A 26106-nucleotide genomic window follows, 5' to 3' on the forward strand; every position below is an offset into this window, starting at 1 on the left:
ATGTTATTTAATTCTCATTTCTAAGTGCAGATATAGCGTGTCTCAGTTGTATTCCTTACACCACACACCCTGCCCGACCGTACTGCACTCAACAGAAAATCTTCAATGATTCACACAAACCCAAAATTCCCATGAGGTCTAATCCTATGAAAAAACTAGAAGGAAAAGTCGCTCTTGTTACTGGCGGCAACAGTGGTATCGGTCTTGCCACTGCCAAACAGTTTGTTGCTGAAGGAGCCTATGTCTACATCACGGGTCGTCGTCAAGTCGAACTGGATGCTGCTGTAGAAGCCATTGGTAAAAATGTTACGGCTGTGCAAAGCGATGTTTCTAATCTGGCAGACCTCGATCGCCTGTTTGCCACCATCAAGCAAGAGCAAGGACACCTCGATATCATCTTCGCCAATGCTGGCAGTGGACAAATTGCCCCACTTGGAGCAATCACAGAGGAAGACTTTGACAAAACATTTAATGTAAACGTCAAAGGTTTGCTGTTCACCGTACAAAAGGCACTACCACTGTTGCCAGAGGGCGCTTCCATTATCCTGAATGCTTCGACTACTAGTATAAAGGGTACGCCAGCTTTCAGTGTTTACAGCGCTACCAAAGCCGCCGTGAGATCATTTGCTCGAAATTGGATACTCGACCTCAGAGAACGCAAAATCCGAGTGAATGCCATTAGTCCTGGTGTGGTTCCAACTCCTGGTTACGATCTTTTGGGACTGAATGATCAGCAGTTGCAAGAATTCGTGGATACCCAAGCCAGCGTTATCCCACTGGGACGAGTCGGCACACCCGATGAAATTGCCAAAGCCGTTGTCTTTCTGGCTTCAGGCGACAGCAGTTTTGTTAACGGCATTGAGTTGTTTGTCGATGGCGGTATGGCACAGATTTGAAGTCCAAAAGGAGTTAAAGATGAAGCTGATCTCTGTTAATGTCGGACTGCCGCGTGAAGTACCAGGGTAAGGAAAAGCCGTCCGCACTGGAATTTTCAAAGAGCCAGTTAATGCCAGAGTGATGGTGCGCGAACTTAATTTAGATGGCGCTCGCCAAGCCGATCTCACCGTTCATGGTGGAGTTGACAAAGCCGTATACGTCTATCCTTTTGAGCATTATGACTACTGGCGAAGGGAATTGCCTGACACAGAGCTAACACTCGGTATCTTTGGTGAAAATTTCACAGTCACAGGATTGAAAGAAGAAGATCTGAACATTGGCGATCACTTTAAAATCGGCAGTGTGGAACTAATGGTGACTCAACCGCGCTTACCCTGTTACAAACTAGGGATTCGCTTTGGGCGATCGGATATGGTGAAACGATTTCTCGCCAGTCGCCGCACCGGATTTTACTTTCGGGTTTTGCAAGAGGCGAAGTTAGAGTCGGGGACACTTTAGAGTTGATGAGCCGGGATGACAACAATATTACTGTTGCTAATATCATTCAGCTTTATGTTCGTGAGCAGAACAATCCAGAGTTACTGCATCGTGCAACTCAACTAAAAGCTTTACCCGAAAGCTGGTGGGACTACTTTCAGGAGCAGATCCGTCGTCAGGATGTGAGATAGCTCAACTTGTCGTAAAACGCCATCATGTCACTTTTATCACTTACAAGCAGTAATCCCATGACTACATATCGCACAGTTTTGATCGATGGCTTAGATATCTTCTACCGTGAAGCGGGTTCTCCTGACAATCCAACGATTCTGCTATTGCACGGCTTTCCAACTTCCTCTCATATGTTCCGCAATCTCATACCTGCCCTTGCTGATAAATTCCATCTCATTGCTCCTGACTACCCTGGCTACGGCAACAGTTCGATGCCTACAGTAAATGAGTTTGATTACACCTTTGATCGCTTGGCTGAGATTGTGGAGAAATTCATTGCTGCGCTCAATCTTAAAAAGTACAGCCTTTATGTGATGGATTATGGTGCACCGATTGGCTATCGAATTGCGGCTAAATATCCAGAACGAGTACAATCTCTGATTGTTCAAAATGGCAATGCTTACGAGGAAGGTCTGCGCGAATTTTGGGAACCTATCAAAGCATACTGGCAAGAGCGATCGCCTGAGAATGCTGAAAAGCTCAAATACCTTTTCACTCTAGAAGCAACTAAGTGGCAATATACTAACGGTGTTCGTAATCTGGAAGCAATTAGTCCCGATACCTGGACGGTGGATCAACATTTCCTCGATCGTCCCGGAAACGAAGAAATTCAACTGGCGCTGTTTTATAGCTATGGCAGCAATCCACCGCTGTATCCCCAATGGCAGGAGTACTTTCGCCAGTATCAACCCCCTACCCTGATTGTTTGGGGCAAGAACGACTACATCTTTCCTGCTGACGGTGCTTATCCCTACCAGCACGATTTGAAAGACGTTGAGTTGCATCTACTCGACACTGGACATTTTGCTCTGGAAGAGGATGGGGATGCGATCGCCGACCATATCCGTCACTTTATCACCAGTCGCGTTAGAGAAGAGTCGAGGGTGTAAAAGTGCAGGTTTTTCAACCCAAAAATTACAGAGCCTACGCTTATAAACCCGACTGAAAAAACCTTGAGTTTCATTTTTTTTGATACTCAGCACTTTGCTCTGGAAGAAGATGGGGATGCGATCGCAGACTATATTCGTCGCTTTCTGACCACTAACGTTGTAGAGAATACCAAGCTAACCACCAATAATAAATAGTTTTGGCTGGGAAAAGATGTCGATAAGAGTAATTGTAGAATGACAATTACTACTTATCAAGCAGCAGTGTTAAATCAATTAACTTAACAGTCCCATCTCAACAGATTGTTTACAATTCATTAAAGGAGAATGTCATGGTTTCTCAAGCAAACTCGCAAGCAGCAAAAATTCTGGAAGTTGCGGACGATCCACGTCTTTCCAAAGGAACGAAGGAATTTTTGAAAGAGCTAAATTCACCGGGTGTGGCACTGGAGAAACTCACTCCAGTCGATGCACGTCAAGTTCTTGTGGATGCACAGGCTTCCGTTTCAGTAGACCTTTCAGGCATTGAAGAGTCTGAAAAGACAATTACTGCTGATGGTTATTCAATTACCCTCAATATTGTAAGACCTGAAGGGGTCAAGGGCACATTACCTGTTTTCATCTTTATTCATGGTGGTGGTTGGGTGCTGGGTGATTACCCGACACACAAGCGCATGGTTCGCAATCTGGTTGTGCTTTCAGGGTTTGCAGGTGTCTTCGTAAACTACACTCGCACGCCAGATGCTCAGTACCCACAAGCAATCAATGAGATTTTTGCTGCGACCAAATGGGTTGCCGAGCATGGTGAGGAGATTGGCGTAGATGGCAAGAATCTGGCAGTCGTTGGCAACAGTGTTGGTGGAAATATGACAGCGGTCACTACTTTGAAGGCCAAAGAAAACGGAGGACCACACATCAAGCTACAAATCATGATGTGGCCGATCGTCGATGCGGATTTTGAAACGAATTCTTATCATCAATTTGGCGACAAGCGGTTCCTAACCGTACCCACGATGAAGTGGATGTATGACATGTACATCGCTGACCCAGAAAAGCGCAAAGACATCTATGCCTCCCCCCTACAGGCAACGGTTGAGCAACTGAAAGGCTTGCCGCCAGCGTTAATTGTGATTGCAGAGAGCGATATTTTGCATGACGAAGGTACAGCGTATGCACGTAAGTTGGATGAAGCTGGGGTAGCGGTGACAGCGGTGCAGTACAACGGCATGATTCATGACTTTGGACTGCTCAATGGTTTAGCTGATCTGCCAGAAGTCCGTTCTCTGTTTGTTCAAGCTGCCGCTGAATTGAAGAAACATCTGCAATAGGCTGCAAAGAGGGAAAGATGCGGTGAGGCAGTCGCAGTCCTGGCGGTTTCCGTCGGTTGCGTTAGCGAAGCGGTAGCGAGTCTTCTCCTGTCGGAGATGCTACGCGAACGAACGTCACTGCCGAACCCGTTCGCTCTTAGCGTTCCCGAAGGGTAGGGTGACGCAAAGAGCTAAAAAATTGAGTAAGAGTCTTTGCGTCTGCCCTATCTTTAGATTTTCTTGTCATTCTCGATGAGGTAATTTCAATAGCGCATAATATTTGGAGGCACTGTATGAGACGGATCGCTTTATTGGTGGTTGTAGTTGTAATGGTGGCTAACCTGGTTGTTTGCACGCTTCCCCCATCTCCACCCGCTGATGGACAGACCGCCCCGGTCTTCGGAGACAAAATCCCCCCTGGATACCGCGACTGGAAACTGATCTCCGTAGCCCGCGAAAAAGGTGACCTCAACGATATACGCGCCAAATTGGGCAACGACGTAGCGATCAAGGCATACCGGGAAGGGAAACTTCCCTTCCCAGACGGTACAATCATTGCCCGACTCGCCTGGAGTTACGTCCCATTGGAGGAAAGCAAAGAAGCCTTTGGCCGTCTCCAATCTTACGTAGCTGGACCACCCACCAAGGGAGGGGTTCAGTTTATGATCAAGGACTCAAGAAAATACGCCTCGACGGGCGGCTGGGGATTCGCTCAATTTAACGACGGCAAACCCACCAACGTGGCCGTCAACAGCTGCTTTTCCTGCCACGTGGTCGTCAAAGCTCGCGACTTTGTCTTTACACGTTACGCGCCTTGAAGCCTGAAGGTGTGTTAGCCAACGTCGTGAGTTTCAGTAGGTTTTGTGACACCGAGATGTTAAGTACATCCGAAGATAACCCAGGCTTAGGGAAACAACTGTCTGTAAAATTGTTGTTGCACATCAAGATAGACTCGTTAGATTTGGGTTAACAAATGTCTGAAAGAATCAACTATCATCGCCGCCGCTTTTTGGGCGCTACGGCAGTAACTATTGCTACCGCCCAGTTAGTCAGATTCGGTTCTGCAAACGCGCAATCTAACAAACCAAAACCAGCAGTTCTGCCCACAATTAAACCAGGGACGAACACATCCCTCGGACCACACAGACAAATCGATGCTGGTGTCCTGAATGTTGGATACGCTGAAGTTGGTTCTGCAACTGGTCGTCCGGTGATCCTCTTGCACGGCTGGCCCTATGACATTCATAGCTATGTCGATGTCGCGCCTTTGCTGGCATCAGCAGGTTACCGGGCGATCGTCCCGTATCTGCGCGGCTATGGCACGACGCGCTTTCTTTCAAGTGAAACAGTCCGAAATGGTCAGCAGTCGGCGCTCGCGGTCGATATCATCGCTTTGATGGATGTGCTCAAAATCGAGAAGGCGATCCTCGCTGGTTACGATTGGGGCGCACGGACGGCTGACATTATCGCAGCGCACTGGCCCGAACGCTGCAAGGCGCTTGTCTCGGTGAGCGGTTATCTAATCGGCAGCCAGGAATCCGGCAAGATGCCGTTGCCGCCGAAGGCTGAGCTTCAATGGTGGTACCAATATTATTTTGCTACGGAACGTGGCCGCGTAGGCTACGACAAATACCGACACGATTTTGCCAAGCTCATTTGGCAGATTGCATCGCCAAAGTGGGACTTCGATGATGCCACGTTCGAGCGCAGCGCCGCGTCCTTCAACAACCCAGATCACGTCAGCATCGTCATCCATAACTACCGCTGGCGACTCGGATTGGCTGAAGGCGAACCGAAATATGACGCTTTGGAAAAGCGGCTCGCCGAAGCCCCGGTTATCACCGTGCCCACAATCACGCTTGAAGGTGATGCCAATGGAGCACCGCATCCAGATGCTTCATCCTATGCCAAAAAATTCTCTGGTAAGTACACACACCGACTCATCAAAGGCGGTATCGGTCACAATTTGCCCCAAGAAGCCCCGCAGAGCTTTGCCCAAGCTATTGTTGAAGTCGATGATTATTAGTTCATGCACGACTTGTTGCAATCGAGGAAGATATTAAAGCATTTGCATTTGCGGTCTGGAAATTCGCATCGAAGAAACGTTGATCGCTTCTTCAAAGCTATGACTCTGCACTTGTTCACCTGCAAACGGATAGTTATATAAACCACTTTCAGATACTTATCCGCTATGAACAGCCACACACCGAGCGCTAGGGACATTATCGGACCATCACCGTTGATTGTGATCGCAAACGAAGCACCACCCAAGCTGATTGTCGATCCACCGCTTCTTGAACCGCTAGCACAGGGACGCGTCTTTATTCAGTACCGGACGGAGAATTTGCGTGTGTTGCCAGTGTTTGGCAAAGGTGCCCTCGACGTATCGCCGCGCATTGGGCATATCCACATTACCGTTGACGACGCGCCATGGCACTTTGTTGATGCCAGTGGCGAAACGATTATCCTGGTCGGACTCGAACCTGGCGCGCACAAGGTGCTGATCGAACTAGCTGACCCCACACACAAGGTCATTACTAGCGAAACTGTGACATTCACGGTTCCCCATCTTAAGAAATCATGAAAAAACTAGATAAAAAAATCGCAATTGTGACGGGGGCATCTGGGGAAACGCTGCACATCGCGGATGGTATTCATTGAACCGTATCAAACAGCTTTTGAGGTCATTCGGTCGGCACTTACAGCAGAATTCAGAACCCAGAAGTAAAACAGGATTCATACCTGGCTTTGGGACTTAGTTTATGTACTTCACCTTCCTTAAAATCTGTTGTAATTTTAATCCAACTATGCTAAGACGATGGCGATTCTACCGTATACATATTATGAACAACCTTGAAAATCCTCGATTACCCCTGCCGCCTTTCGATAATGAATCCGCTATCCAAAAAGTCCGAATCGCAGAGGATGCTTGGAACACACGTAACCCTGAACTAGTATCACTCGCTTACACCTCAGATAGCAATTGGCGCAACCGCTCAGAATTTTTATCTGGTCGTGAAGCGATCGTCCAGTTCTTAACACGTAAGTGGCTTAAAGAATTGGAATACCGTCTGATCAAAGAGCTTTGGGCTTTTCAAGACAACCGAATTGCTGTGCGGTTTGCTTACGAATGGCATGATGATGCTGGCAATTGGTTTCGCTCTTACGGCAATGAAAATTGGGAGTTTGACGAACGCGGATTCATGCGATGGCGTATTGCCAGCATCAACGACCTGCCAATTCACCAGAGCGATCGCAAATACCACTGGATACTAGGTCGTCGTCCTGATGATCATCCCGGATTGTCAGACCTCAATCTTTGAAAAGCCCAACGACTATATCACCCAAGGCGAATGTATCTAAATTATACTTACTCACCACTGAGGTTAAAAATCAACGAAAAAATCACCATTTCTCGTTTGACTTGTTTTCCAACCCTCAAAGCGATCACTAAAATATTTGTCAATAAGCTAACGTTAATGAGATTATTTTTGAGTCTATTGAGAATATAACAGTCTTATTGACATGATGCGGCCGCCCTGCTATATCACCCAGTTTTTATCCTACAAGAAGTCCACTGCTATGAATGCAAACAACGGTGAGGATTAACCAAGGGTTGGCATATCCTTCATCATCACGAGCTAATAAAGTACATTCAACCCTTGTTCGTTTTAAAACAAGTGACTCGACCAGTCAATGACTGACCAACTTGTGGTACAAGAGTATTTAAAGGCTGCAAATTAAAAAGTTGTTCACAAAGATAATCCACTATTTGAAACGAAGTCATCGCTTCAATAATCTTGACTCAAAAGGATTAGTTTTAGAGTGAACACTAACCCATTGTGTTAGTTACAAAAAAGTAGATATAGCATGATTAGTAAAACATCTAAAGTCGGTATTATTGGTGCAGGTAATGTAGGTGCAGACGTTGCAAATGCTTTAGTCCTACTCGGGAAATGTGTAAGGGTTGTCCTTTTTGACCGAACCTTATCAAAAGCTGAGGGGCAAGCATGGGATATTGAAGACAGCATTCCCCTACTTAAAGAGATGGAGATAATACCATCAAATCAGTATGAAGATCTAGCTGATTCAGATATCATTATTGTGACTGTTGGAGTGCAGCAAAAACAAGGACAGACGCGATTAGATACATTGAGCGACAATGCAGAGATTATACGTTCGACAATCAAAGAATTGGATCGAGTTGCACCGAATTCAATCGTACTTATCGTTAGCAATCCAGTGGATGTACTCACGCGGATTGCAATCGCTACTTCCACCAGAGCAGAAAACCTAATTTTCGGTTCGGGAACGGTTCTTGATACTGCTAGACTGAGATATCAACTTGGAAAGCGACTAAATATTGCCAAACAAGACGTTCATGCTTATGTGATTGGAGAGCATGGAGACAGTGAATTTGTCGTTTGGTCTAGTGCATTTATTGGGGGAATTCCGTTAACTGAATTTCCCATACCACAAGGAACAACGTTAGAACAAATTCAGCAAGAGTACGCACAGTTAACTCGTAAACGAGGCTATAACATTTTTGAACGCAAAGGAAATACAAGCTATGGTATATCAATAGTAGTTTGTCAGTTAGTTGATACCATCCTGCGAGATGAAAAGCAGATATTTCCAGTATCGGTCAGAGCAGATTCTAACTATGGAGTTGGCAGTGAAGTTGTTCTTGGACTTCCATGTATCATTGGCTCAACAGGTATTGAGCGCCAACTGCTGTTATCAAGAAATGCTGATGAACAACGCTTATTAGAAGAATCAGCCACCAAACTCAATAAAGCCCATAATTCTTTGCATAGTTAAAATAGACTCGTATTATATCACCTTTAAGCATTACGATTACTGGCAAGGTGAATTGCCTGGTACAGATCTCTTATTATGCATATTTAGTGAAAATTATTTATCCTTACTAAGGAGTGAGTCATGGGTTTAGTCGCGTAGGTAGTTCGGCTGATCGCAAAGAAGTCGCAGAATTAGCACGCGATCGCACATTGGCGTTTTGGAAACAGCGTCATCAAGGATGCAACAGCTGCTCCTCGACATCCGAAACTGGGTGACGGCTATAAGGCAGCACTGATCAACTTTGGGTATATCGCCAACGCTGTCTACAGATGAAATTGTAGCAGCAATAAAATAATGTCAAACTTGTTAATTTTACAACACTTATGAAAACATCCGCGTTACTTCTTACTCTGCCAATCAGTATCTTAGCTAATTTTTCCTTACCTGCTTCTGCTGATTCTACTGCTGGCATCATCCTAAGTACGAAATGCCGGGGTGGCTACAACGTAAATATTTGGCAGAATCATACTTCAGGTGAACTGCTTTATCGCGCCACTAGTCCCAACGGTAATTTAAGTTTGGGCAAAGGAACTAGCCAAGCGACAGAAGGTGTTCGAGTGTATAAGTTTCAAAATGGAATTTATCAATACTGGGTGTGGGATGGCACGTTAGATAATCCGCAGTCTGGAACTTTAGAGGTGTATAAAAACAACCGTATCTTGATGAAGCAAGCTTGTAAAAAAAGTTGAATCTTCTAGGGGGTGTTATGCACTTTTTGTCAACCCAGCTAGGGCAAGCATCTTGAGTTACGCTCGTCAAATACATTATCGCTAAAACCCTCTTAGTTAGTTTTTTCTGAAATTCATAACACCTTCTAAAAATCGTATTCACCCGATCAAACTCAAAGGACATGGAAGTGAACGCTCAACACTATGACGACATTATTATCGGTGGCGGGAAAGCGGGTAAAACACTTGCACCAGCGTTAGTCGCTGACGGACGTAAAACCGCTCTGGTTGAACGTAGTTTAAATATGATTGGTGGCGGGTGCATTAATATTGCCTGCATTCCTACTAAAACTATGGTGGCAAGTGCCAATGTTGCAAACACAGTGCGAAATAGTGCCGCTTATGGTGTTAAAGCTAATACACCTATCGTCGATTTAGCAGAGGTGATTCAACGAAAACGAGCGGTTGTGCAATCTGCACGTGAAGTGAACTTGCACAATTTAGAAACGGCTCTGAATAACAACTTGCTCATTGGCGAAGCAAGGTTTGTTGCTCCCAAAACAATTGAAGTGACGACAGCTGAGGGGAACACTCGCATACTTACCGCCGAACGATTGTTTGTTAATACAGGCACACGACCGTTAATTCCATCTTTACCCGGACTCACAGAAGCAGGATTTTTGACAAGTGAGTCGATTATGGAATTAGAACATCTGCCCGAACACCTGATTGTTCTCGGTAGTGGCTATATTGGTTTAGAGTTTGCCCAGATGTTTCGGCGCTTTGGCTCTCGGGTTACTGTCATTGGGCAAAGTGAGCAAATCCTGTCACAGCAAGATCCAGATATAGCGATCGCAGTTCAAACATTGCTGGAACAAGATGGTATTGAATTCTTGCTGAAGGCGAAGGTGTTGAAGGTCGTTCGCGTTGGCGGAGCCTCTCGCACAGAAGCGTCTCCTTTGGAGAATCGCACTGGTAATCAAACCATCCTGCAAATCCAAGTTGGCGCTCGTGAAATCAACATCCAGGGGTCGCATTTGCTCGTCGCCGTTGGTCGTGCGCCCAATAGCGAGAGCTTAAATTTAGCTGCTGCTGGTGTGGCAACCGATACACGCGGATTTATTCAAGTTAACGATCGCTTAGAGACGAACATTCCGGGGATTTGGGCGTTAGGCGACATCAAGGGCGGCCCGCAATACACTCATATATCGCTTGATGATTATCGCATTATCAAAGCTAATTTAATTGATCGGGGCAACCGTAGTACACAGGATCGATTAGTTCCATCTTGTCTATTCATCGATCCAGAACTGGCTCAAGTGGGTTTGACTGAAACTGAAGCACAGCAACAAGGATATGCTATCCGCGTGGCGAAGGTGGATGCGTCAGCCGTTCCGAGAGCGAAAACACTCGGTCAAACCGATGGACTTTTGAAGGCGATCGTCGATACAGATACAGGTCGTATTCTAGGGTGTTCCCTGTTGTGTCATGAAGCAGGTGAAGTGATTTCAACGGTACAGATGGTGATGCAAGCTCAGATGCCCTACACCATTCTGCGGGATGGTATTTTGACTCATCCCACGATGACCGAAGGGTTAAATATATTGTTTTCCAAGTTGTAAACAGACCATCCGTGAGATTCTAAAGAAGAGTGCATTTTGTCAATTCTGAGATTGAGCCTTTCTTACTTAACCAAATAGTTTGCGGATGTTCCAAGCTTGTAAGTTTTTCAGTTTTTGAGAAGCTAGTCGGGTAGCTTTGGCATCAGAGGCTTTTAGTGCCTCAATCTCAATGGTTTGTCGTTCAAGCTCTAATCGGAAATTAAACCATTGTCCGAGTTCGGTGGCAAACTGTTCAAAGGCAATTGTTGCTGTAGCGTTTGCACCTTCGAGGTAAATTGGGGTTGAGACTTCCCCACAGCACGAGCATTAATGATTTCAAGTAACTTTCGCCTACTCTGCTGAAAGTTTTCTGAAGCTAGCTCTTGTGCTAAATATTTTGAGTATAAACCTGGAGCGATCGCGCTCGATTGATTGAGAATGGATAAAAAACTCACAAAAAACGCCGAAACTAAAAATATCTCAGAAAAATAAAGGTCTCGGCTGTCTTGGAAAATTATGATCTGAGTTTCCTTCGGATCAGACTTTCGCTATGTCTACCATTGTATCTCGCCTGGATACCAACTAAGCTTACAGCACAGCAACAGATGTAGGTCTTGATGATACAAATTTTTTCGCAAAATGCTTGATTATTATAGTTTTTTATGATACTTTTTATCTACACATTAAAACTACGGTAATTCGATAAACTTGCCGTATTTAAGAGAAATGATTAACCTAGTTACAGGGATTTAAAGTAAAGAAAGAATAGGTAACTTATGAAGTTGATCTATTACAGGCACTAAATTGTCAAACAACGATCTAGAAATTAATCTCTAAGCCAGGGTAACCTTATGAGCAAAATACGTGCTGTAATTGTTGACCCCAATGTGCCAGGGCGTTTGGCACTAAGTGAAGTGACTGCACCACAGCCTGCTTCAGATGAAGCTTTAGTACGGGTAGCGGCGATTTCTTTAAATCGGGGAGAGGTGAAACGTTCAACCAGTGCTGAGGCTGGTTGGCAGCCTGGTTGGGACTTAGCTGGTGTAATAGAAACTCCTGCCATTGATGGGTCGGGGCCTGCCCAAGGAGCGCGTGTAGTTGGCTTGCGTCGCAGCGGTGCTTGGGCAGAACTTGTGTCTGTTCCCACCAACGCTCTAGCAGAATTACCGCCATCAGTATCCTTTGCTGAAGCTGCCACGTTGCCTGTAGCGGGTTTAACTGCGTACCATGCCTTGCTAAAAGGCGGCTCACTTTTAGGTAGACCCGTTCTAGTGACGGGTGCATCAGGAGGTGTTGGTTACTTTGCGATTCAATTGGCACGACTCTCAGGGGCGCAAGTCGTGGCACACATTCGCCAAGCTGGGTATGAGACTTTAGTTAAAGAAGCAGGGGCACAATCAGTAGTGATTGGCGAAGACCCGTCAGGCGCAAAGGAATATGGTCCTTATCATCTAATTGTAGAGTCAGTAGGTGGCAAAACTTTGGGTATAGCTCTTGGTTTACTGGCTCAGGATGGAAAAACTGTGCTGTATGGAGTATCTGGGGGATCTGAAGTAACATTCGATGCTGCTCAATTTTTCGGGACTGGTAGCGTAAGCTTGTATGGTTTACGTCTGTTCGATGAACTGAGATTTGAATCAGCAGCAATCGGTCTAAAACGGCTTTTGAGTTTAGTAGAAGCAGGTCAATTGCGTCCTCACATTGATTTAGAAGCTTCTTGGATAGAAATAGCTGATGTAGCCCAAAAACTACTTGACAGGAGTTTTCCTGGCAAAGCGGTATTGCACATTTCAGAATAATTCGTAATTCGTAATTCGTAATTCGTAATTAATTCTTTTTTCATGCACCTAAATTTATTGTTTGGAGTGGCTTAATTTCAGGTTTGGGGTAATAGTTATGAATTACGAATTAGCAATTGCGAATGACGCTGACTTCTGGTTGAAACTAGACCAACTTGTAGCTGCTAGTAACCTCAAGATAGATCGTCCAAAAGGGACATCACATCCACGTTATCCATCTTTTATTTATCCACTGGACTATGGATACTTGAAAGATACCCGAGCAGGAGATCAAGCTGATATAGATGTATGGACAGGAAGCTTGTCTAGTAGAAAAGTCACCGCCCTCATTTGTAGTGTTGACTTGGAAAAACGGGATACAGAAATCAAGATACTTCTAGGCTGTACATCCCAGGAAAGCCAAATCATCTTAAATATCCACAATACAGGTTCTCAATCAGCAATATTATTGGTTCGCGCTAAGGTGGATGCAATTGGGAGATAGCTGGCTTGTGAAAAAGAAATTACATTTTTGAGTGTAACTTTGTATGAGCTTAGAACTAAAACTATCTGGTAAAGCAGCGATTGTCACAGGAGGAAGTGCGGGGATTGGCTTAGCGATCGCCAAAGCCCTCTATAGTGAAGGTGTGAATGTGGCGATTGCAGCTCGTAATTCAGAACGACTAGAAAATGCAGTCAGTGCAATTCAGTCCCTACCTACTCCGGGGGCGAAAGTCATCTCTATCAATGCCAACTTGACTCAGGCAACAGATGTTGAGAAAGTTGTCTCAACAACTCTGACACAGTTTGGTCAGATTGATATTTTGATTAATAACGCTGGTTCAGCCCGTGCAGGCTCGTTCCTCGAACTAGGCGATGACGTATTATTGGATGCTTGGAACTTAAAACTATTGGGCTACATTCGCTTGGTAAGAGCCGTTGTACCCCATCAAAAAAATCGAGGTGATGGACGTATCGTCAATATCATTGGTGGTGCAGGGCGAACACCTCGTCCTGGCTTTGTTCCAGGTGGTACGACTAATGCCGCCTTAATCAACTTTACTAGAGGAATTTCTAAAGAGTTAGCCCAATACAATATCCGAATTAACGCCATTTCACCTGGTGCTACCGCTACAGAACGAGCCGAACGCTTAGCAGAACAAAATGCCCAAGCCCGTGGCATCACCGTAGAACAAGCCAAGGCAGAAACTATTCAAAGTATTCCTTTAAAAAGAATTGCTCAGCCAGAAGAAATCGCATCCTTGGCTCTATTTTTAGTTTCTGACCTTGCTGCTTCAATTACAGGAGCAGAAATTCTTGTTGATGGTGGGTCTACCCCTGGTGTTTAACGCATGGAGGTAGTGGGGAAATGGGGGAAATACAAAGGTGAGGAGAAAGTAATTCTTCTTTTCCCCATGTTGCTATCCCCTTATCCCCCTATCATCTTCCCCATGCCTAATGCACATTCACTTTAATAACTTTTCAGGAGAAACAAATACATGAGTTCCCAATACTTTGACATCAAACCAGTTGCCGGACGCATCGGTGCTGAAATCTTAAATGTTGATTTGAGTACTGACCTCAGCGACGAAATTACCAGTGATATCCGCAAAACATTAGTTCAATACAAAGTAATTTTTTTCCGTGGTCAACAGCGACTTGATGCTAACGGACAGGTAGCTTTCGCTCGCCGCTTTGGTGAAGTCACTACCGCTCACCCCACTGTACCTCCACTTCCAGACCATCCAGAAGTCTTAGATTTGAATTACGGCAAAACCAGTTCCCGCGCTAATAGTTGGCACACTGATGTAACATTTGTAGACCGTCCTCCACTTGGCTCTATCTTGCGATCGCTTGTGATTCCGCCGACAGGAGGCGATACAATTTGGGCAAACTCGGTAACTGCATACCAGGATTTACCAATTCATCTACGTAATATTGCAAATGAACTCTGGGCAGTACATAGCAACGCCTTTGATTATGCAACTGGATTTGACCTTCCTGAAGATGTGAAAGCTTACCGAGCTGTTTTCAGCTCAACGGTATATGAGACGCTTCACCCAGTAGTACGCGTTCATCCTGAATCTGGGGAACGTGGGTTATTTATTGGTGGCTTTGTTCGCCAGTTCCGTGGTTTATCAACCACTGAATCAGATGATATTTTACGACTGTTGCAAGCTTACATAACACGTCCGGAAAATACAGTTCGTTGGCGTTGGCAAGTTGGTGATGTAGCATTCTGGGATAACCGCGCTACTCAGCATTACGCAGTCGCTGATTACGGCGACCAACCCCGCCACGTTCAGCGAGTAACAATTGTCGGCGATATTCCAGTTGGCATTGATGGCAAACAAAGTCAAGCCATTAAGGGTGACTCTTCTGCATACAACCGACGCGAGGTAGTTGCAGCAATTTAAAAGTTAGAAACTATAAACATTTTACAAAATACTTGATAGAGATAAGTAGCTCAACCTAATTAAATGTCAAATGTAATTACGAGCAAACGCACTCAAGCGTACCAGTTCTCTATGAGACGCTACGCCAAGCGCCTCGAATAGAAGTAATCGCAAAGATTCCATCTTACGTTTTTCAATGTTGACCTACTTATTGAGTAGGGGCGTATAACTTACGTCCCTACAGATGATATAGCAGGAGGCAGTTCGCGTAGCGTGTCGAAGACAAGGCAGCTATGCTGTTCTTGCTGGAGGTAAAACATTACTATTCCTAGCATCCAGGCTTGTCATTATATTATGTCCTAACCTTTAAYTCGCTTGCTATATCATGTTYGGCTAATCAGTTGTSATATGTCSGAAGCGAGTGCAACAAAGTGGAACCAAACAATCACATGGTGTGTGCGATTGCTTCACTCRGTTTGCAATAACAAGTATTCACCCGAATATAATATGATTCATATGTTGCAAATATTTTTGTGAATGCTATCAGAGTAGAAACTTTCTTGCAAATTTAGTATTAAGCCAATATTTCAATAATTACCATTGTAAAAAAGGGTGTTTTACTAAATTGCTGTTGAAATATCTGGAATCATGAGAAACTTCTTGTCCAATCCAGGTTGGTAGTTCGATTTGTTGATTTTCATCGCTGAGTTCAACTTCTGCTATAATTAGCCCTTTGTTAACACCTTCAAACTCATCTATTTCCCAAATCAAATCGCCCCATTCTATCTTATATCTGATTTTTTCTATAAATGGACGTTCGCACAATGTTTCAAGCATTTGTTGAGCATCTTTAATAGGAATAGGATACTCAAACTCTAATCTTGAATATTGAATAGTAGGGCCTTTAATTGTCAAATAACCTTTTTCTCCTACTATACGTACACGTACAGTCGCTTTATCTTGTGTAGGAATGTATCCTTGACGATAGACATTACCTTCAGCTAATCCTCTCCAACTATCTCCGATCGCTAAATATTTACGCTCTATTTCTTTCGCCATTTTACTAAATCCCTAATCCCCAGTCGCTTTTACTTCCAAACTTCGGTTAAATCAAAGAGAAACCCAGGCAAAACATTTTACCCTAACAAAGTTACAGAATTATCCAATACTTATACGCCTGGAGAAAGTATATAAAGTTTTACTTTTTTTTGGTCATTTAACCAACCTAAACAAGCTTCATTCTCTAATTACTATCTCATTTTGGCTTGAAGTAACTCCAGGTTGTCATTTTGGGAATGTAATTTCAACACAAAATTATATCTGCGGTGACTTCCAAGGTGCAGAGTAATTGCAACCCAGTTTGCTAACCCTGTGGGCGTTGCATAATATAGGGATGAATTAATTTATATAGGTACAATTTGATACTTCAAATAATGAAGTAATAATTTAATTGAGTGTCTCAGCATTTGTTCTGATTTGGAATAGCATAAAGTTTTTCTGTGAAGGCGTGCAAGATAATGACGTAATCGGGTATTTTCATTTTCTACTCGCGTCATATATGTTTTACTCACAATTTGATCTCCATTGGGTATAAAACTAGGGTAAACTTTCCAGCCATCGGTCACATAAAAATAGCTTTCCCACTGTTTCACAATTTCCCATAATGGCTCAAATGTTTCCGCACTGGTTGGGTATAAAACTAGGGTAAACTTTCCAGCCATCGGTCACATAAAAATAGCTTTCCCACTGTTTCACAATTTCCCATAATGGCTCAAATGTTTCCGCACTGGTTGTCGTCCTAAGACCCAGGCTAAAATACCTTGAGTAAAGTGATTTACTGCTGTCCACAGCCAGATTTTGTTTTGTCTTGAAAAGTTTGCTCAACGGGGGGAACCCCCGCACGCAACTTTTCGCTTTTTGAACCTATAAATGTCTCTAATTCATCTAGTTCTCCAACTTCTGGTATAGCATCTTCTTCTGGTACGTSTGGCAGCTTTTCTCCTATTTGTTTTACCCAAGAAATTATAGTAGTATGATGTACACCTTTAACCCGTTCAATCCCACGAAAACCCATACCATTAAGATACATTTTTAAACATTCTTGTTTAAGTTTCTCTGAGTATCCTTTTGGCGGATCGTACACATCAATAAATTGGCGCTCGCAGTTATTACAGATGTGATTTTGTTTACCTCTCCGTTTTCCATTCTTTCTAATTTCCGTAGACTCACAGTATGGACATTGCACAGTAGATGACCTCAATTCATCCCTCTATTATGCAACACCAGTAATATTTCGCCAAGGTATCTGTATCTCGGCAGGCCCCCTTATTCAAGAGATTGACTATGTGTTGCGTCCTCAATAGCCTCACCTTCAGACTGAATTAATTTTGAATAGGCTCCTTTTTGCTGCCACAATTCATCATGAGTTCCTCGTTGCACTACCTTACCTCGTTCTAGAACAATAATTTCATCACAGTCTCGAATTGTGCTCAATCGGTGAGCCACGATAATGCAAGTGCATCCTCGACGTTTGAGGTTCTGGTCAATAATTAGCTCTGTTTCCGCATCAAGAGCGCTAGTTGCTTCATCTAAGATCAAAATGGAGGGATTATTCACCAAAGCCCTGGCAATTTCTAAGCGCTGTCGCTGACCTCCACTCAGATTGACTGCTCCTTCCAGAAGTTGACTATCGTAACCATTGGGCATTGCAACTATGAGGTCATGGATTGCAGCATCTTTACAGGCTTGCACTAGGTCATGGTCTGTTACTGTAGTATCCCAAAGTGTAACATTATCTCGCACTGACCCTGAGAATAGAAAGATTTCTTGTTCCACTATCGCCACGGAACTAGTTAGAACAAGGCGAGGAATCTCAGAGCGGAGCTTGCCGTCAAAGATAATTTCTCCTGATAACGGTTGGTAAAGTCCAGAAACCAGCTTAACAATTGTGGATTTGCCAGAACCACTTCCACCTACTAAAGCCACTCGTTGTACAGGTTTGATCGAGAGGCTAAAGTTAGCAATCAAGGGTGATTCAGTAGAATTATACCCAAAAGTTATGTTATGCAACTCCACATATCCTTGTAATTTTGATATGGATGAAGCTTCAGATGATTCATTCTTCAGTTGAGGATCTATTGGATTAGCTAAGACATCATCTAGGCGATTGATATTACCCCCTAATTCCTGTAATTGTTGCCCTAGGCTTACCAAGCTATCAATAGGTTGGAGGAAAGTTTGCATAAGTAGCTGAAAAGCCACTAATCTGCCAAGGCTGAGATGCCCTCGAATTATTAGGATCCCACCAATGATCAGGACTGCCATGTTTGCTAGACTGGATAGGAAGGAAGGCAACACTCCCAAAGCTTGATTTGTAGTCCCTAGTTTTTGCATACTATTGGTAGCTTTAGCGTAGTAACCTGCCCAGCGACTAAAGAAGTCTGGCTCCAATCCCGAGGCTTTTATGGTTTCGATACTCTGAAGACCACTGATCGCCACGCCAGCAACTTTTCCGTAATCCTGGATCAAGATCGTATTAGCATCTGTCCGCTGACGGGATACCCACTGTAAAACTGATAAGTTAATGGCAGCAAAAAACACTGCAATTGCAGTTAGGGTTGGAGAATAAGTTAGCATAACTAGGCAATAAATGACCATTGTGGTAGCATCTATGGTAGTTGTTGCTAATTTGCCTGAGAGGGTATCCGCTACTGTATCATTGAGAGTAACGCGATTACTAATTTCTCCGGCAAAACGTTGTGCATAGAATCCAAGGGGCAGGCGCAAGACGTGCCAGAGAAATTGACTTGACATTCCCACCTCTAGTTTGACCTTCAAGCGGCGAAGATAGCGCAACTGTACTTCTTTGAGTAACAAAATCAGCACTGCTGTCAACCCAATTCCCCAGAGCATAGGAAGCAGCCAAGTTTCCCGATTTTGCACTAAGACTTGGTCGATAAATTGTCCGGTGAACACTGGCAAGGCTAGTCTAGGAATTGCTAGAAATAATCCTGCTAAGAAACAGGCAAACAGTGAACTAAAAGACCCTTGTAACCGTTGAGACAAACTTAATCTCAGACTAATTTTTTTTCCGCCTTTTTGGAAGGTGGGACCTGGTTCTATAATTAGCACTACGCCCGTATAGCCATCATCAAATTCCTGTAGGGAGATACTGCGGCGGCCAGTGGCAGGATCGCACAGATAAACTCGGTCTTTTTTGAATCCTTCCACCACCAAAAAATGATTAAAGTTCCAGAACACGATATAGGGTGGGGTAAGTTCTTTGAGGTCTTGTAGCTCTTTCCTGTAGCCCTCCGCCTTGAAGCCATAGTTCATGGCAGCTGTGACCATATTGGAAGCTTTGCTGCCATCACGAGAAACGCCGCAGGCTTGGCGAAGTTCAGTTAATGGCACTATCCGCCCGTAGAAACCCATAATAATAGCCAAAGCGGCGGCACCACATTCAACTGCTTCCATCTGTAGGACAGTGGGAGTTTTGACCAATTTACCTTGACGTTTGAGTAATTTTTTTAAGCTCCACATATAGGCATCCTTATAACTAAGTCTCAATGGGCAAAGAGCACGCAACGTGGGATGAAATATCTCTTATTTCTCCCCTCTCCTTACAAGGTGGACTAATGGAGTTATCTCTCATCTGTAACCTATTTCAAAGCAGTTAATCGGTTAGAGGATAGCAACTACTCAAGCCCTGTAATGTCTCTTAGTAAAGGAATGACAAATGTTATTGGGGCACGGTTCTCCAATACTACTAAAGTTGTGGTAGTTATGCCAGCAGATACCTTAGATTGTGGTCCTTTCCCCGAAGACCACTCATAGCCGCTGAAATTAGTTGGATTGGCTTGCAGTTCAGTTCTGACCTCTATCACTCGCTCCCCAGCGATCAAAGTTTGTGCTAAGTTTGCATTCCCAACAGCTACTGTTACTTGTGGTAAAGTAACAGGGAAAGGCGAGACCTTGGAAACTTTAGCAATAATTCCACCGAACTCCTCCCGCTTCACTGTAGTAGGGCTAATCTGTACTTTCATCCCCGGTTTAATTTGCTTGCCGTCATTGATGGTGAAATAGGTTAAAGCCTGTAGATCGTGACTTATATAGGAACCGTCTGTGATTGTTCGATTAATAGTCCCTATACTGTTTCCTAAATTAACTAGATCTCCAACAACTTTATCGATTGACAAAATTGTACCTGTATGCTGACTAATGATTTGACTTTGTTCATCTAACTGTTGCTTCATCTGAGCAATATTTTGTTTAAGCTTCTCAATCTGTTGTTGTTGGCTATAAAAGTATTGTTTAGATTTTAAAGTCAGTGCTGCTTCTTGATTGTCCAGCCCTACCAATTGGGCTTTGAGGTCAATAAATTTATTATCGTTTTCTAAATTTTGTTGCTCTATCTGAGCTTTTTGGACTTCTAACTGTTTGAATTGAGTTTTGAGGCTAGCAATTTGGTCAATATTTTGTATATATTGCTGTTCTGCCTGCAACAAGGTGTCTTGTGAAATTACCCCTTGTTTACTTAACTTTCGACGCACCTCTAGAGTTTGCTTGAATGTCTTATCAAGTGCCTGAACCATCTGTAATTGTTCCTGGTAGCTCTGCTGCTGATCCTGGATGGCTTGCAGATTTTTTTGAGTAATGATATTCGCAACAGTTCGGTTTTGTTGAAGTTGAGCCTGGTAACTCTGTCGCTGTATTTTGAGTTGCGTTTGCTCCAGTTGCATCTGCTGATTCTGAATTTTGTTTTCAGTTTGAAACTGAGCTTGTAGTGCTGTGAGTTGGTGGCCTTGCTGTTGAAGTTGTTTTTGGAGATCAGACTGGTCGATAAGCGCTATAACTTGTCCTTTTTTAACAAAATCTCCACTTTGCACTTTAATAGATATTAAAGTTCCTGAAGCGTTTGACTGTAACGCTGTTACTCCACGTATATAAACTAATACTCCTTGTCCTGTAACAGAGATTGGGATACGACCAAAAATACTCCAACTTAGAACTCCTCCTACCAGGATGCCTAAAGTACTAAGCCACCACCAACTCTTGGGGCTAACCACCCGCATCAGTTGGTCTAGTTTTTCTGGAGAAGATAACCGTTCAAGGGATTTTTGTCTAAAGAGTCTATTGTTAGTGTTAGACATTAGTTAATTATAAGTTGGCTATAATATTACACGAGTTAGACAAACTAAAAAACAATACGTATAAAAATATCAAATTCTATCGCATCAATTCTGTAAATCCGACGTTCATCTCTGGCCCTCTTCTAAAAACCAGATTTTCTCAGGGTTGAGGAAGTTTATGATAATTTTATTTTAGAAGATATTTTCTATACAGCTTGATATTAGATTAATATTGTATAGATAAAAGCAGGATTTAAGTTAACAAATCAGGTTTTATCTTTACTTATTTTTAGATTTATCTTTACTTATTTTTAGATTTCAATTGACCATTTACTGCTAATTTGATTTTAAGAATACATCAGTAAGTAGTTTCAATAATAAGTTATTAGACTTGCTCACTACAGAGAAAATACTGTTTGTAAAATTAGCGCTCATAATCTTTCAGATTTTTTCGCTGACTATACAATCAATCCTGTTATTAAGTGATAGGTCTACTGAATTTTTGTTAATTGACAGCTCTACTGAATTCTTAGTTGATAAAAAAGGAGATGGATCATGTCTAAAGAAAACGTAGTGGAGTTTTACAAAGCAGTGGTTGCAGATGAGGCAACACAACAGCAACTTAGAAATGCAGACACCACAGAAGCCTTTATAAATACTACGCTTGAGCTAGGACAACAAAAGGGTTATAGCTTTAGCAGACAAGAGGTAGAAGAGGTTGTTAGAGAAAATACAGGTCCTGGTTCTCCGCGGTTATCTGCGGCAGAACTTGAAGCGGTATCGGGAGGTACCGGAGTTGGCTGCTCAAATTGGTCAAGTAGTAAAATTAGTTTGTGTTCTACTTGTCTAATGTGCTAAAACCCGTAATTAATTGAGAGGGTGCTTGTAAAGTCTTGCTCAAAAGGCTTTTATTTACACAGTCATGATGCAGCTGATGCTCAAACACTTTGCTGCTTATAGAGCAATCTTTATAAGCACCTTTAGTACTAAGTTGTATTCAACTGGTGTTCGCAGGCTTTATGTTGATAGCAATATTTAGCCGAAGTAACACAAGAAATGAATTTACTGCTTTGCGACTCAGATGGCTCGCCCCGATTTGTCGCAAATGTGGTCAGCCGGGTTGGTCTTACCCTGGCTATGACGATGGCTAGAACAGTTTCCCGATTCCCAAAATTCACAAATGGTTTAGCTAGATTAAGTACGTCAACGCTTTTGAAGCTGGAAGTCATTGTTTGATAGAGGCTCAAGTAGCAAGCACGAAGTTTATTGAGCGATTACCCTATGCTGAATAAAGTTGAAAAGTGTCTTTTTGAAACCACGTTAAGGTCACTCATTCCAAAAAGCCGTTCGTCCTCAGAATTTTAGATAAAGCTGTATGTTAGCTTGTGATATTCCCTATTGAAAGTCATGATTAAGCTGGAGTAGGTTTGAAATTTGAACCGTAGTTTTAAATGCTTGCAAGTGATGGCTATACCAATGATGCAATGTAATTTAGCGCAGATAGCTGCTGAAGCTAGTTTTCTGTTTGAACGTTTCGATGAGCAATTGTTTCAGGTTGATACTACCCAACTGAATGAACAGCAAACTAGCGATCGCTTAGCTCATTGGTGTCAGGTTGTTACCCAAGGGGACTGGGAAAAATTTCAGCAGCGGCTAGAATGGGATGGGCTGGATCTGGATAGAGTACGTTCAGTACTAGGAACAGTACGTTTTTTAGATAGTCAAATTCTGCCAACTTGGACGCAAACCTTAAAAGCAATTATTCAAACTACCTCAAATTTAGCCATTGAGTATAAACTTCAAGACTTTAGCAACATCCCTATCGACCCCGAAAATCCATTGCCGTTTGAAGGCGTGCTGTTGCCTATTGTGTTAGTGGCGCGGCAAAAATTATTTACTCATTTAAACTCTAGCTCATCATCCACGGATGAGACACCCTTGAGATTGCTGCATGACGAAGCTTACCTAAATTTAGAACGTAGCCTGCTTCAGAAGCTAGTAAAGTTAAGCGTGAAAACCCTGGAATTTGAATTTTCTCATTCTCGCCCTCTTGGAAACAGCTTGTTGAGCGCAATTGCAGGAGAGCAACTAAATACTAGTAGCAAAGTTTACTATAGCGCATTTGTAGAAAATCTGTTACAGGACGGTTTACTAGCTTTGTTCCAGAAGTATCCAGTGCTGGCTAGGTTAATCGCAACAACCATTGATTTCTGGGTGGAAGCGACAGCAGAGTTTCTACAGCGCCTCAAAACTGATTTGCCCCAAATTCAGCAAGTATTTTCTCACTCACAACAGCCACAGCTAGCCAATCTAGTCCCCACAACTGAGCTTGGCAAAGTATTAGAAATCGAGGCAGCTCTATCCGATTCCCACAATGAACACCGTTGCGTAATTGCCCTAACCTTTGAATCAGGATTGAAACTGGTGTACAAACCCAGGGACTTAGGCTTAGAAATGGTTTATAACCAGCTTTTAGACTGGTGTAATCGGCAGGGGCTGCCTTTAGCGTTGCAAGTCCTAAAGGTGCTTAATTACCAAGATTACGGTTGGATGGAATATGTAGAGCACCTACCCTGTGCAGATGAGGCAGCGGCACAGCGATTTTATCAGCGGGCAGGGATGTTATTATGCTTAACAAATGCTCTTGGCGGGACAGACTTTCACTTTGAGAATTTAATTGCCAGTGGTGAACAGCCGATGCTGATCGATCTAGAAACGCTGACAGAACTTCGGGTCAAACCCATGTCCGACTCCTGGGAAACAGCAGCAGCGGAGACAATTGCCAACCAACAGATATGGGATTCAGTCCTGCGTACAGGTTTGTTGCCCCTTTGGGAATTCAGCCCTAATCGCCGCCTTGCTTATGATATCAGCGCACTAGGTAGTGTTGACTCCGATGAATTCCCTGCATTGGAGTGGCGATGGAAGTCTGTGAATACGGATAATATGTACCAAGGGTATGAGGCAGCTAGAACACCTATCCAGCTAAATGTGGCAATTTTGAAAGGAGTAGCCCTGTCGCCTAATAACTACCTTGACGAATTAGTGATCGGATTTGAGCAAATGTATCGTTTACTGGTAGAGCAGCGCCAAGCCCTACTAGCAACTACTGGTCCTTTAGTGGCACTTAAAGCACAGCAAGTGCGGTTTGTTTTCCGTAGTACGAAGATTTATTGGGTAGTTGTACAAAACAGCCTTGCCCCTGAATTCTTGAGGAATGGGGTTGATTGGAGCATTGAATTAGACATTCTCAGTTTGGCTTTTCTCACAGCTCAAAACCAGCCTTATGCTTGGCCGATTTTGCAATTTGAACTAAGGGCAATGGAGCAGTTAGATGTTCCTTACTTTCGAGTTTCCGCAGACAAGGATACCCTCCCCCTTGGGCTAGAGCCGCCCATTCACCAGTATTTCCGGGAGCCGAGTTACAGTCAAGTCTTGACTCGCTTAAAAACACTTGATGAGAAAGATCTTACTCAGCAAGTAGCGTTCATTCGGGGAGCTTTCTATGCTAAATTGGCGCAAACTCCTGGTATGCAGCAGACGTTAGAATCCGATACTTCAACGCTCAAAGATGCCGATGTATCTCAAATTAGTCTTTTGAGCAGTGAACATTTGCTTGAGAAGTCGCAAGCCATCGCCCAGGAAATTCAGGAGCAGGCGATTTGGGCATCTGATGGGAGTGTCAGTTGGGTTGGTTTAGGCTTTGTTCCCACTGCTGAATGTTTTCAACTACAGAGCCTAAGTTTAAATCTTTATGATGGCAAATGCGGCATTGCTCTATTTCTAGCAATGTTGGATTATGTCAGCGGTAGCAGCCATTACCGTGACTTAGCTTTGGGAGCATTACACTCCCTGAGACAAATATTGCAGACATCCGATCGGGGATTAGTGCAAAGATTTGCTAGAGAGATGGGAATTGGTGGCGCTACGGGTTTGGGTTCGCTCATCTATGCTCTTGTCAAAATCAGCAAGTGTCTTCAGGAGGCAAAACTTTTAGAAGATGCCCACGGATCTGCTAATCTAATTACCCCTGAACTAATCGCTGCTGACCAACAGTATGACGTAATGCTTGGGTCAGCAGGAGCAATTTTAGGGCTTTTGGCACTTTATGGTGAGACAGGTGCGCCAGCAGTTTTAGAGCAAGCGTTAGCCTGCGCTCAGCATTTGCTCGATCATCGCATCAGCGTTGATGGTGCTCCCAGAGCTTGGAGAAACTCGATGACATCTCAGCCGTTAACAGGTTTTTCTCATGGGGCGGCGGGCATTGCCTATGCTCTGCTACGGCTATATGCAGTGACACATAATCAAGTATATTTAGAGGCAGCTGCTGAGGCGATCGCTTATGAACGTCATGTCTTCTCTACAGTAGTCCACAACTGGCCCGACTTTCGTTCTGTTACTGCACTAAATAATCAACCTGGCTTTGTGGTCAGTTGGTGTCATGGTGCTCCTGGAATCGGCTTGGCTCGGTTGGGCGGTTTGTCAATTTTACAGACCAAGGAAATCGCTCAAGATTTGGAAGTAGCATTGCAGACTACCCAAAAGTTTAGCTGGCAGGGTGTTGACCATATCTGTTGCGGTAACTTTGGTCGGATAGAAGTGTTGTTAGTGGCTGCTCAAAAATTATCGCGCCCCCAGTTACAAAAGGCTGCTCAACAACAAGCTGCTTGGGTGGTGGCAAGAGCAGCACAAACGGGTACATATCAATTATTTGCCAACTTGCCCGGCCATGTCTTCAGTCCTAATTTCTTCCAAGGAACCGCTGGCATTGGTTATCAATTACTGCGTTTAGCTCACCCAGAAACTGTACCTTCGGTGCTGCTATGGGAGTAAATGTGGTTGTATCGCAAAAATTCTCAGATTGGGGGTTCTG

General features: G+C 43.7%; 24 protein-coding genes and 2 pseudogenes. 20 read left to right on the forward strand and 6 right to left on the reverse strand.

Annotated elements, in window-relative coordinates:
• Positions 1 to 146 precede the first annotated feature (146 nt).
• The 14 genes from FCR06_RS22910 (at position 147) to FCR06_RS22970 (ending at position 10949) form a co-directional block, all read left to right on the forward strand.
• Positions 147 to 896 carry an SDR family oxidoreductase gene (locus FCR06_RS22910; RefSeq protein WP_138503821.1) on the forward strand — a complete coding sequence of 250 codons (750 nt, stop codon included), beginning with the start codon at positions 147 to 149 and terminating at the stop codon, positions 894 to 896.
• Between the two features lie 121 nt (positions 897 to 1017).
• Positions 1018 to 1395 (forward strand): MOSC domain-containing protein, encoded by a 378-nt coding sequence (locus FCR06_RS33770; protein ID WP_223280252.1) that lies wholly within the window; start codon positions 1018 to 1020, stop codon positions 1393 to 1395.
• A 5-nt stretch (positions 1396 to 1400) separates the two neighbouring features.
• Positions 1401 to 1565 carry a 3-alpha domain-containing protein gene (locus tag FCR06_RS33775; protein ID WP_223280253.1) on the forward strand — a complete coding sequence of 55 codons (165 nt, stop codon included), beginning with the start codon at positions 1401 to 1403 and terminating at the stop codon, positions 1563 to 1565.
• Positions 1566 to 1622: 57 nt separating this feature from the next.
• Complete coding sequence (locus FCR06_RS22920; RefSeq protein ID WP_138503823.1) at positions 1623 to 2495, forward strand: alpha/beta fold hydrolase; 873 nt, start codon at positions 1623 to 1625, stop codon at positions 2493 to 2495.
• Between the two features lie 63 nt (positions 2496 to 2558).
• Positions 2559 to 2690, forward strand: a complete 132-nt coding sequence (locus FCR06_RS34380; protein ID WP_262984705.1) for a hypothetical protein — start codon at positions 2559 to 2561, stop codon at positions 2688 to 2690.
• A 134-nt stretch (positions 2691 to 2824) separates the two neighbouring features.
• Complete coding sequence (locus tag FCR06_RS22925; RefSeq protein ID WP_138503825.1) at positions 2825 to 3820, forward strand: alpha/beta hydrolase; 996 nt, start codon at positions 2825 to 2827, stop codon at positions 3818 to 3820.
• Between the two features lie 272 nt (positions 3821 to 4092).
• The gene (locus tag FCR06_RS22930; protein ID WP_138503826.1) at positions 4093 to 4617 is read left to right on the forward strand and encodes a cytochrome P460 family protein; all 525 of its coding nucleotides are present in this window, start codon (positions 4093 to 4095) and stop codon (positions 4615 to 4617) included.
• Positions 4618 to 4772: 155 nt separating this feature from the next.
• A complete protein-coding gene (locus FCR06_RS22935) occupies positions 4773 to 5825 on the forward strand; it encodes an alpha/beta fold hydrolase (protein ID WP_138503828.1) in 1053 nt (350 codons plus the stop codon).
• Between the two features lie 165 nt (positions 5826 to 5990).
• The gene (locus FCR06_RS22940) at positions 5991 to 6383 is read left to right on the forward strand and encodes a DUF6130 family protein (RefSeq protein WP_138503831.1); all 393 of its coding nucleotides are present in this window, start codon (positions 5991 to 5993) and stop codon (positions 6381 to 6383) included.
• Positions 6384 to 6642: 259 nt separating this feature from the next.
• Positions 6643 to 7122 carry a DUF1348 family protein gene (locus FCR06_RS22945; RefSeq protein WP_138503835.1) on the forward strand — a complete coding sequence of 160 codons (480 nt, stop codon included), beginning with the start codon at positions 6643 to 6645 and terminating at the stop codon, positions 7120 to 7122.
• Between the two features lie 547 nt (positions 7123 to 7669).
• On the forward strand, positions 7670 to 8620 hold the full coding sequence (locus FCR06_RS22955) for an L-lactate dehydrogenase (protein ID WP_138503836.1): 951 nt from the start codon (positions 7670 to 7672) through the stop codon (positions 8618 to 8620).
• Between the two features lie 113 nt (positions 8621 to 8733).
• On the forward strand, positions 8734 to 8874 hold the full coding sequence (locus FCR06_RS32920) for a hypothetical protein (protein ID WP_189523538.1): 141 nt from the start codon (positions 8734 to 8736) through the stop codon (positions 8872 to 8874).
• 108 nt (positions 8875 to 8982) lie between these two features.
• Entirely contained in the window at positions 8983 to 9348 is a 366-nt protein-coding gene (locus FCR06_RS22965; RefSeq protein ID WP_138503838.1) for a hypothetical protein, read from the forward strand.
• Between the two features lie 161 nt (positions 9349 to 9509).
• Positions 9510 to 10949, forward strand: a complete 1440-nt coding sequence (locus tag FCR06_RS22970) for a mercuric reductase (protein ID WP_138503840.1) — start codon at positions 9510 to 9512, stop codon at positions 10947 to 10949.
• Between the two features lie 188 nt (positions 10950 to 11137).
• On the opposite strand, the gene FCR06_RS22975 is transcribed toward FCR06_RS22970, so the two are convergent.
• Positions 11138 to 11383, reverse strand: coding sequence for a hypothetical protein (locus FCR06_RS22975; protein ID WP_138503841.1), 246 nt, complete (start codon positions 11381 to 11383; stop codon positions 11138 to 11140).
• Positions 11384 to 11779: 396 nt separating this feature from the next.
• On the opposite strand from FCR06_RS22975, the gene FCR06_RS22980 reads away from it, so the two are divergent.
• From FCR06_RS22980 to FCR06_RS22995, 4 genes are all read left to right on the forward strand, one after another.
• Complete coding sequence (locus tag FCR06_RS22980) at positions 11780 to 12727, forward strand: zinc-binding dehydrogenase (RefSeq protein WP_138503842.1); 948 nt, start codon at positions 11780 to 11782, stop codon at positions 12725 to 12727.
• A 97-nt stretch (positions 12728 to 12824) separates the two neighbouring features.
• Positions 12825 to 13211, forward strand: coding sequence for an inorganic pyrophosphatase (locus FCR06_RS22985; RefSeq protein WP_138503843.1), 387 nt, complete (start codon positions 12825 to 12827; stop codon positions 13209 to 13211).
• Between the two features lie 43 nt (positions 13212 to 13254).
• Positions 13255 to 14055 carry an SDR family oxidoreductase gene (locus FCR06_RS22990; RefSeq protein ID WP_138503845.1) on the forward strand — a complete coding sequence of 267 codons (801 nt, stop codon included), beginning with the start codon at positions 13255 to 13257 and terminating at the stop codon, positions 14053 to 14055.
• 150 nt (positions 14056 to 14205) lie between these two features.
• Positions 14206 to 15123: a TauD/TfdA dioxygenase family protein gene (locus FCR06_RS22995; RefSeq protein WP_138503851.1), complete on the forward strand. Its 918-nt coding sequence runs from the start codon at positions 14206 to 14208 to the stop codon at positions 15121 to 15123.
• Between the two features lie 573 nt (positions 15124 to 15696).
• Here FCR06_RS22995 and FCR06_RS23000 read toward each other — a convergent pair.
• The 5 genes and pseudogenes from FCR06_RS23000 to FCR06_RS23015 form a co-directional block, all read right to left on the reverse strand.
• Positions 15697 to 16161 (reverse strand): CYTH domain-containing protein, encoded by a 465-nt coding sequence (locus FCR06_RS23000; RefSeq protein WP_138503853.1) that lies wholly within the window; start codon positions 16159 to 16161, stop codon positions 15697 to 15699.
• A 344-nt stretch (positions 16162 to 16505) separates the two neighbouring features.
• Positions 16506 to 16787: pseudogene (locus tag FCR06_RS34880) on the reverse strand (IS1 family transposase); the annotation flags it as partial.
• A gap of 111 nt (positions 16788 to 16898) precedes the next feature.
• Positions 16899 to 17347 (reverse strand): annotated as a pseudogene (locus FCR06_RS34885) (IS1 family transposase); the annotation flags it as partial.
• Between the two features lie 80 nt (positions 17348 to 17427).
• Complete coding sequence (locus FCR06_RS23010) at positions 17428 to 19644, reverse strand: NHLP family bacteriocin export ABC transporter peptidase/permease/ATPase subunit (protein ID WP_138503855.1); 2217 nt, start codon at positions 19642 to 19644, stop codon at positions 17428 to 17430.
• 155 nt (positions 19645 to 19799) lie between these two features.
• A complete protein-coding gene (locus FCR06_RS23015) occupies positions 19800 to 21254 on the reverse strand; it encodes an NHLP bacteriocin system secretion protein (RefSeq protein ID WP_138503857.1) in 1455 nt (484 codons plus the stop codon).
• 534 nt (positions 21255 to 21788) lie between these two features.
• Between FCR06_RS23015 and FCR06_RS23020 the strand changes: the two genes are divergently transcribed.
• Complete coding sequence (locus FCR06_RS23020) at positions 21789 to 22091, forward strand: Nif11-like leader peptide family natural product precursor (RefSeq protein ID WP_138503859.1); 303 nt, start codon at positions 21789 to 21791, stop codon at positions 22089 to 22091.
• Between the two features lie 576 nt (positions 22092 to 22667).
• Complete coding sequence (locus FCR06_RS23030; protein ID WP_223280254.1) at positions 22668 to 26066, forward strand: type 2 lanthipeptide synthetase LanM family protein; 3399 nt, start codon at positions 22668 to 22670, stop codon at positions 26064 to 26066.
• The last annotated feature ends 40 nt before the right edge of the window (positions 26067 to 26106 follow it).

The organism is Nostoc sp. PA-18-2419 (assembly GCF_005869855.1).
Taxonomy (GTDB): Bacteria; Cyanobacteriota; Cyanobacteriia; order Cyanobacteriales; family Nostocaceae; genus Nostoc.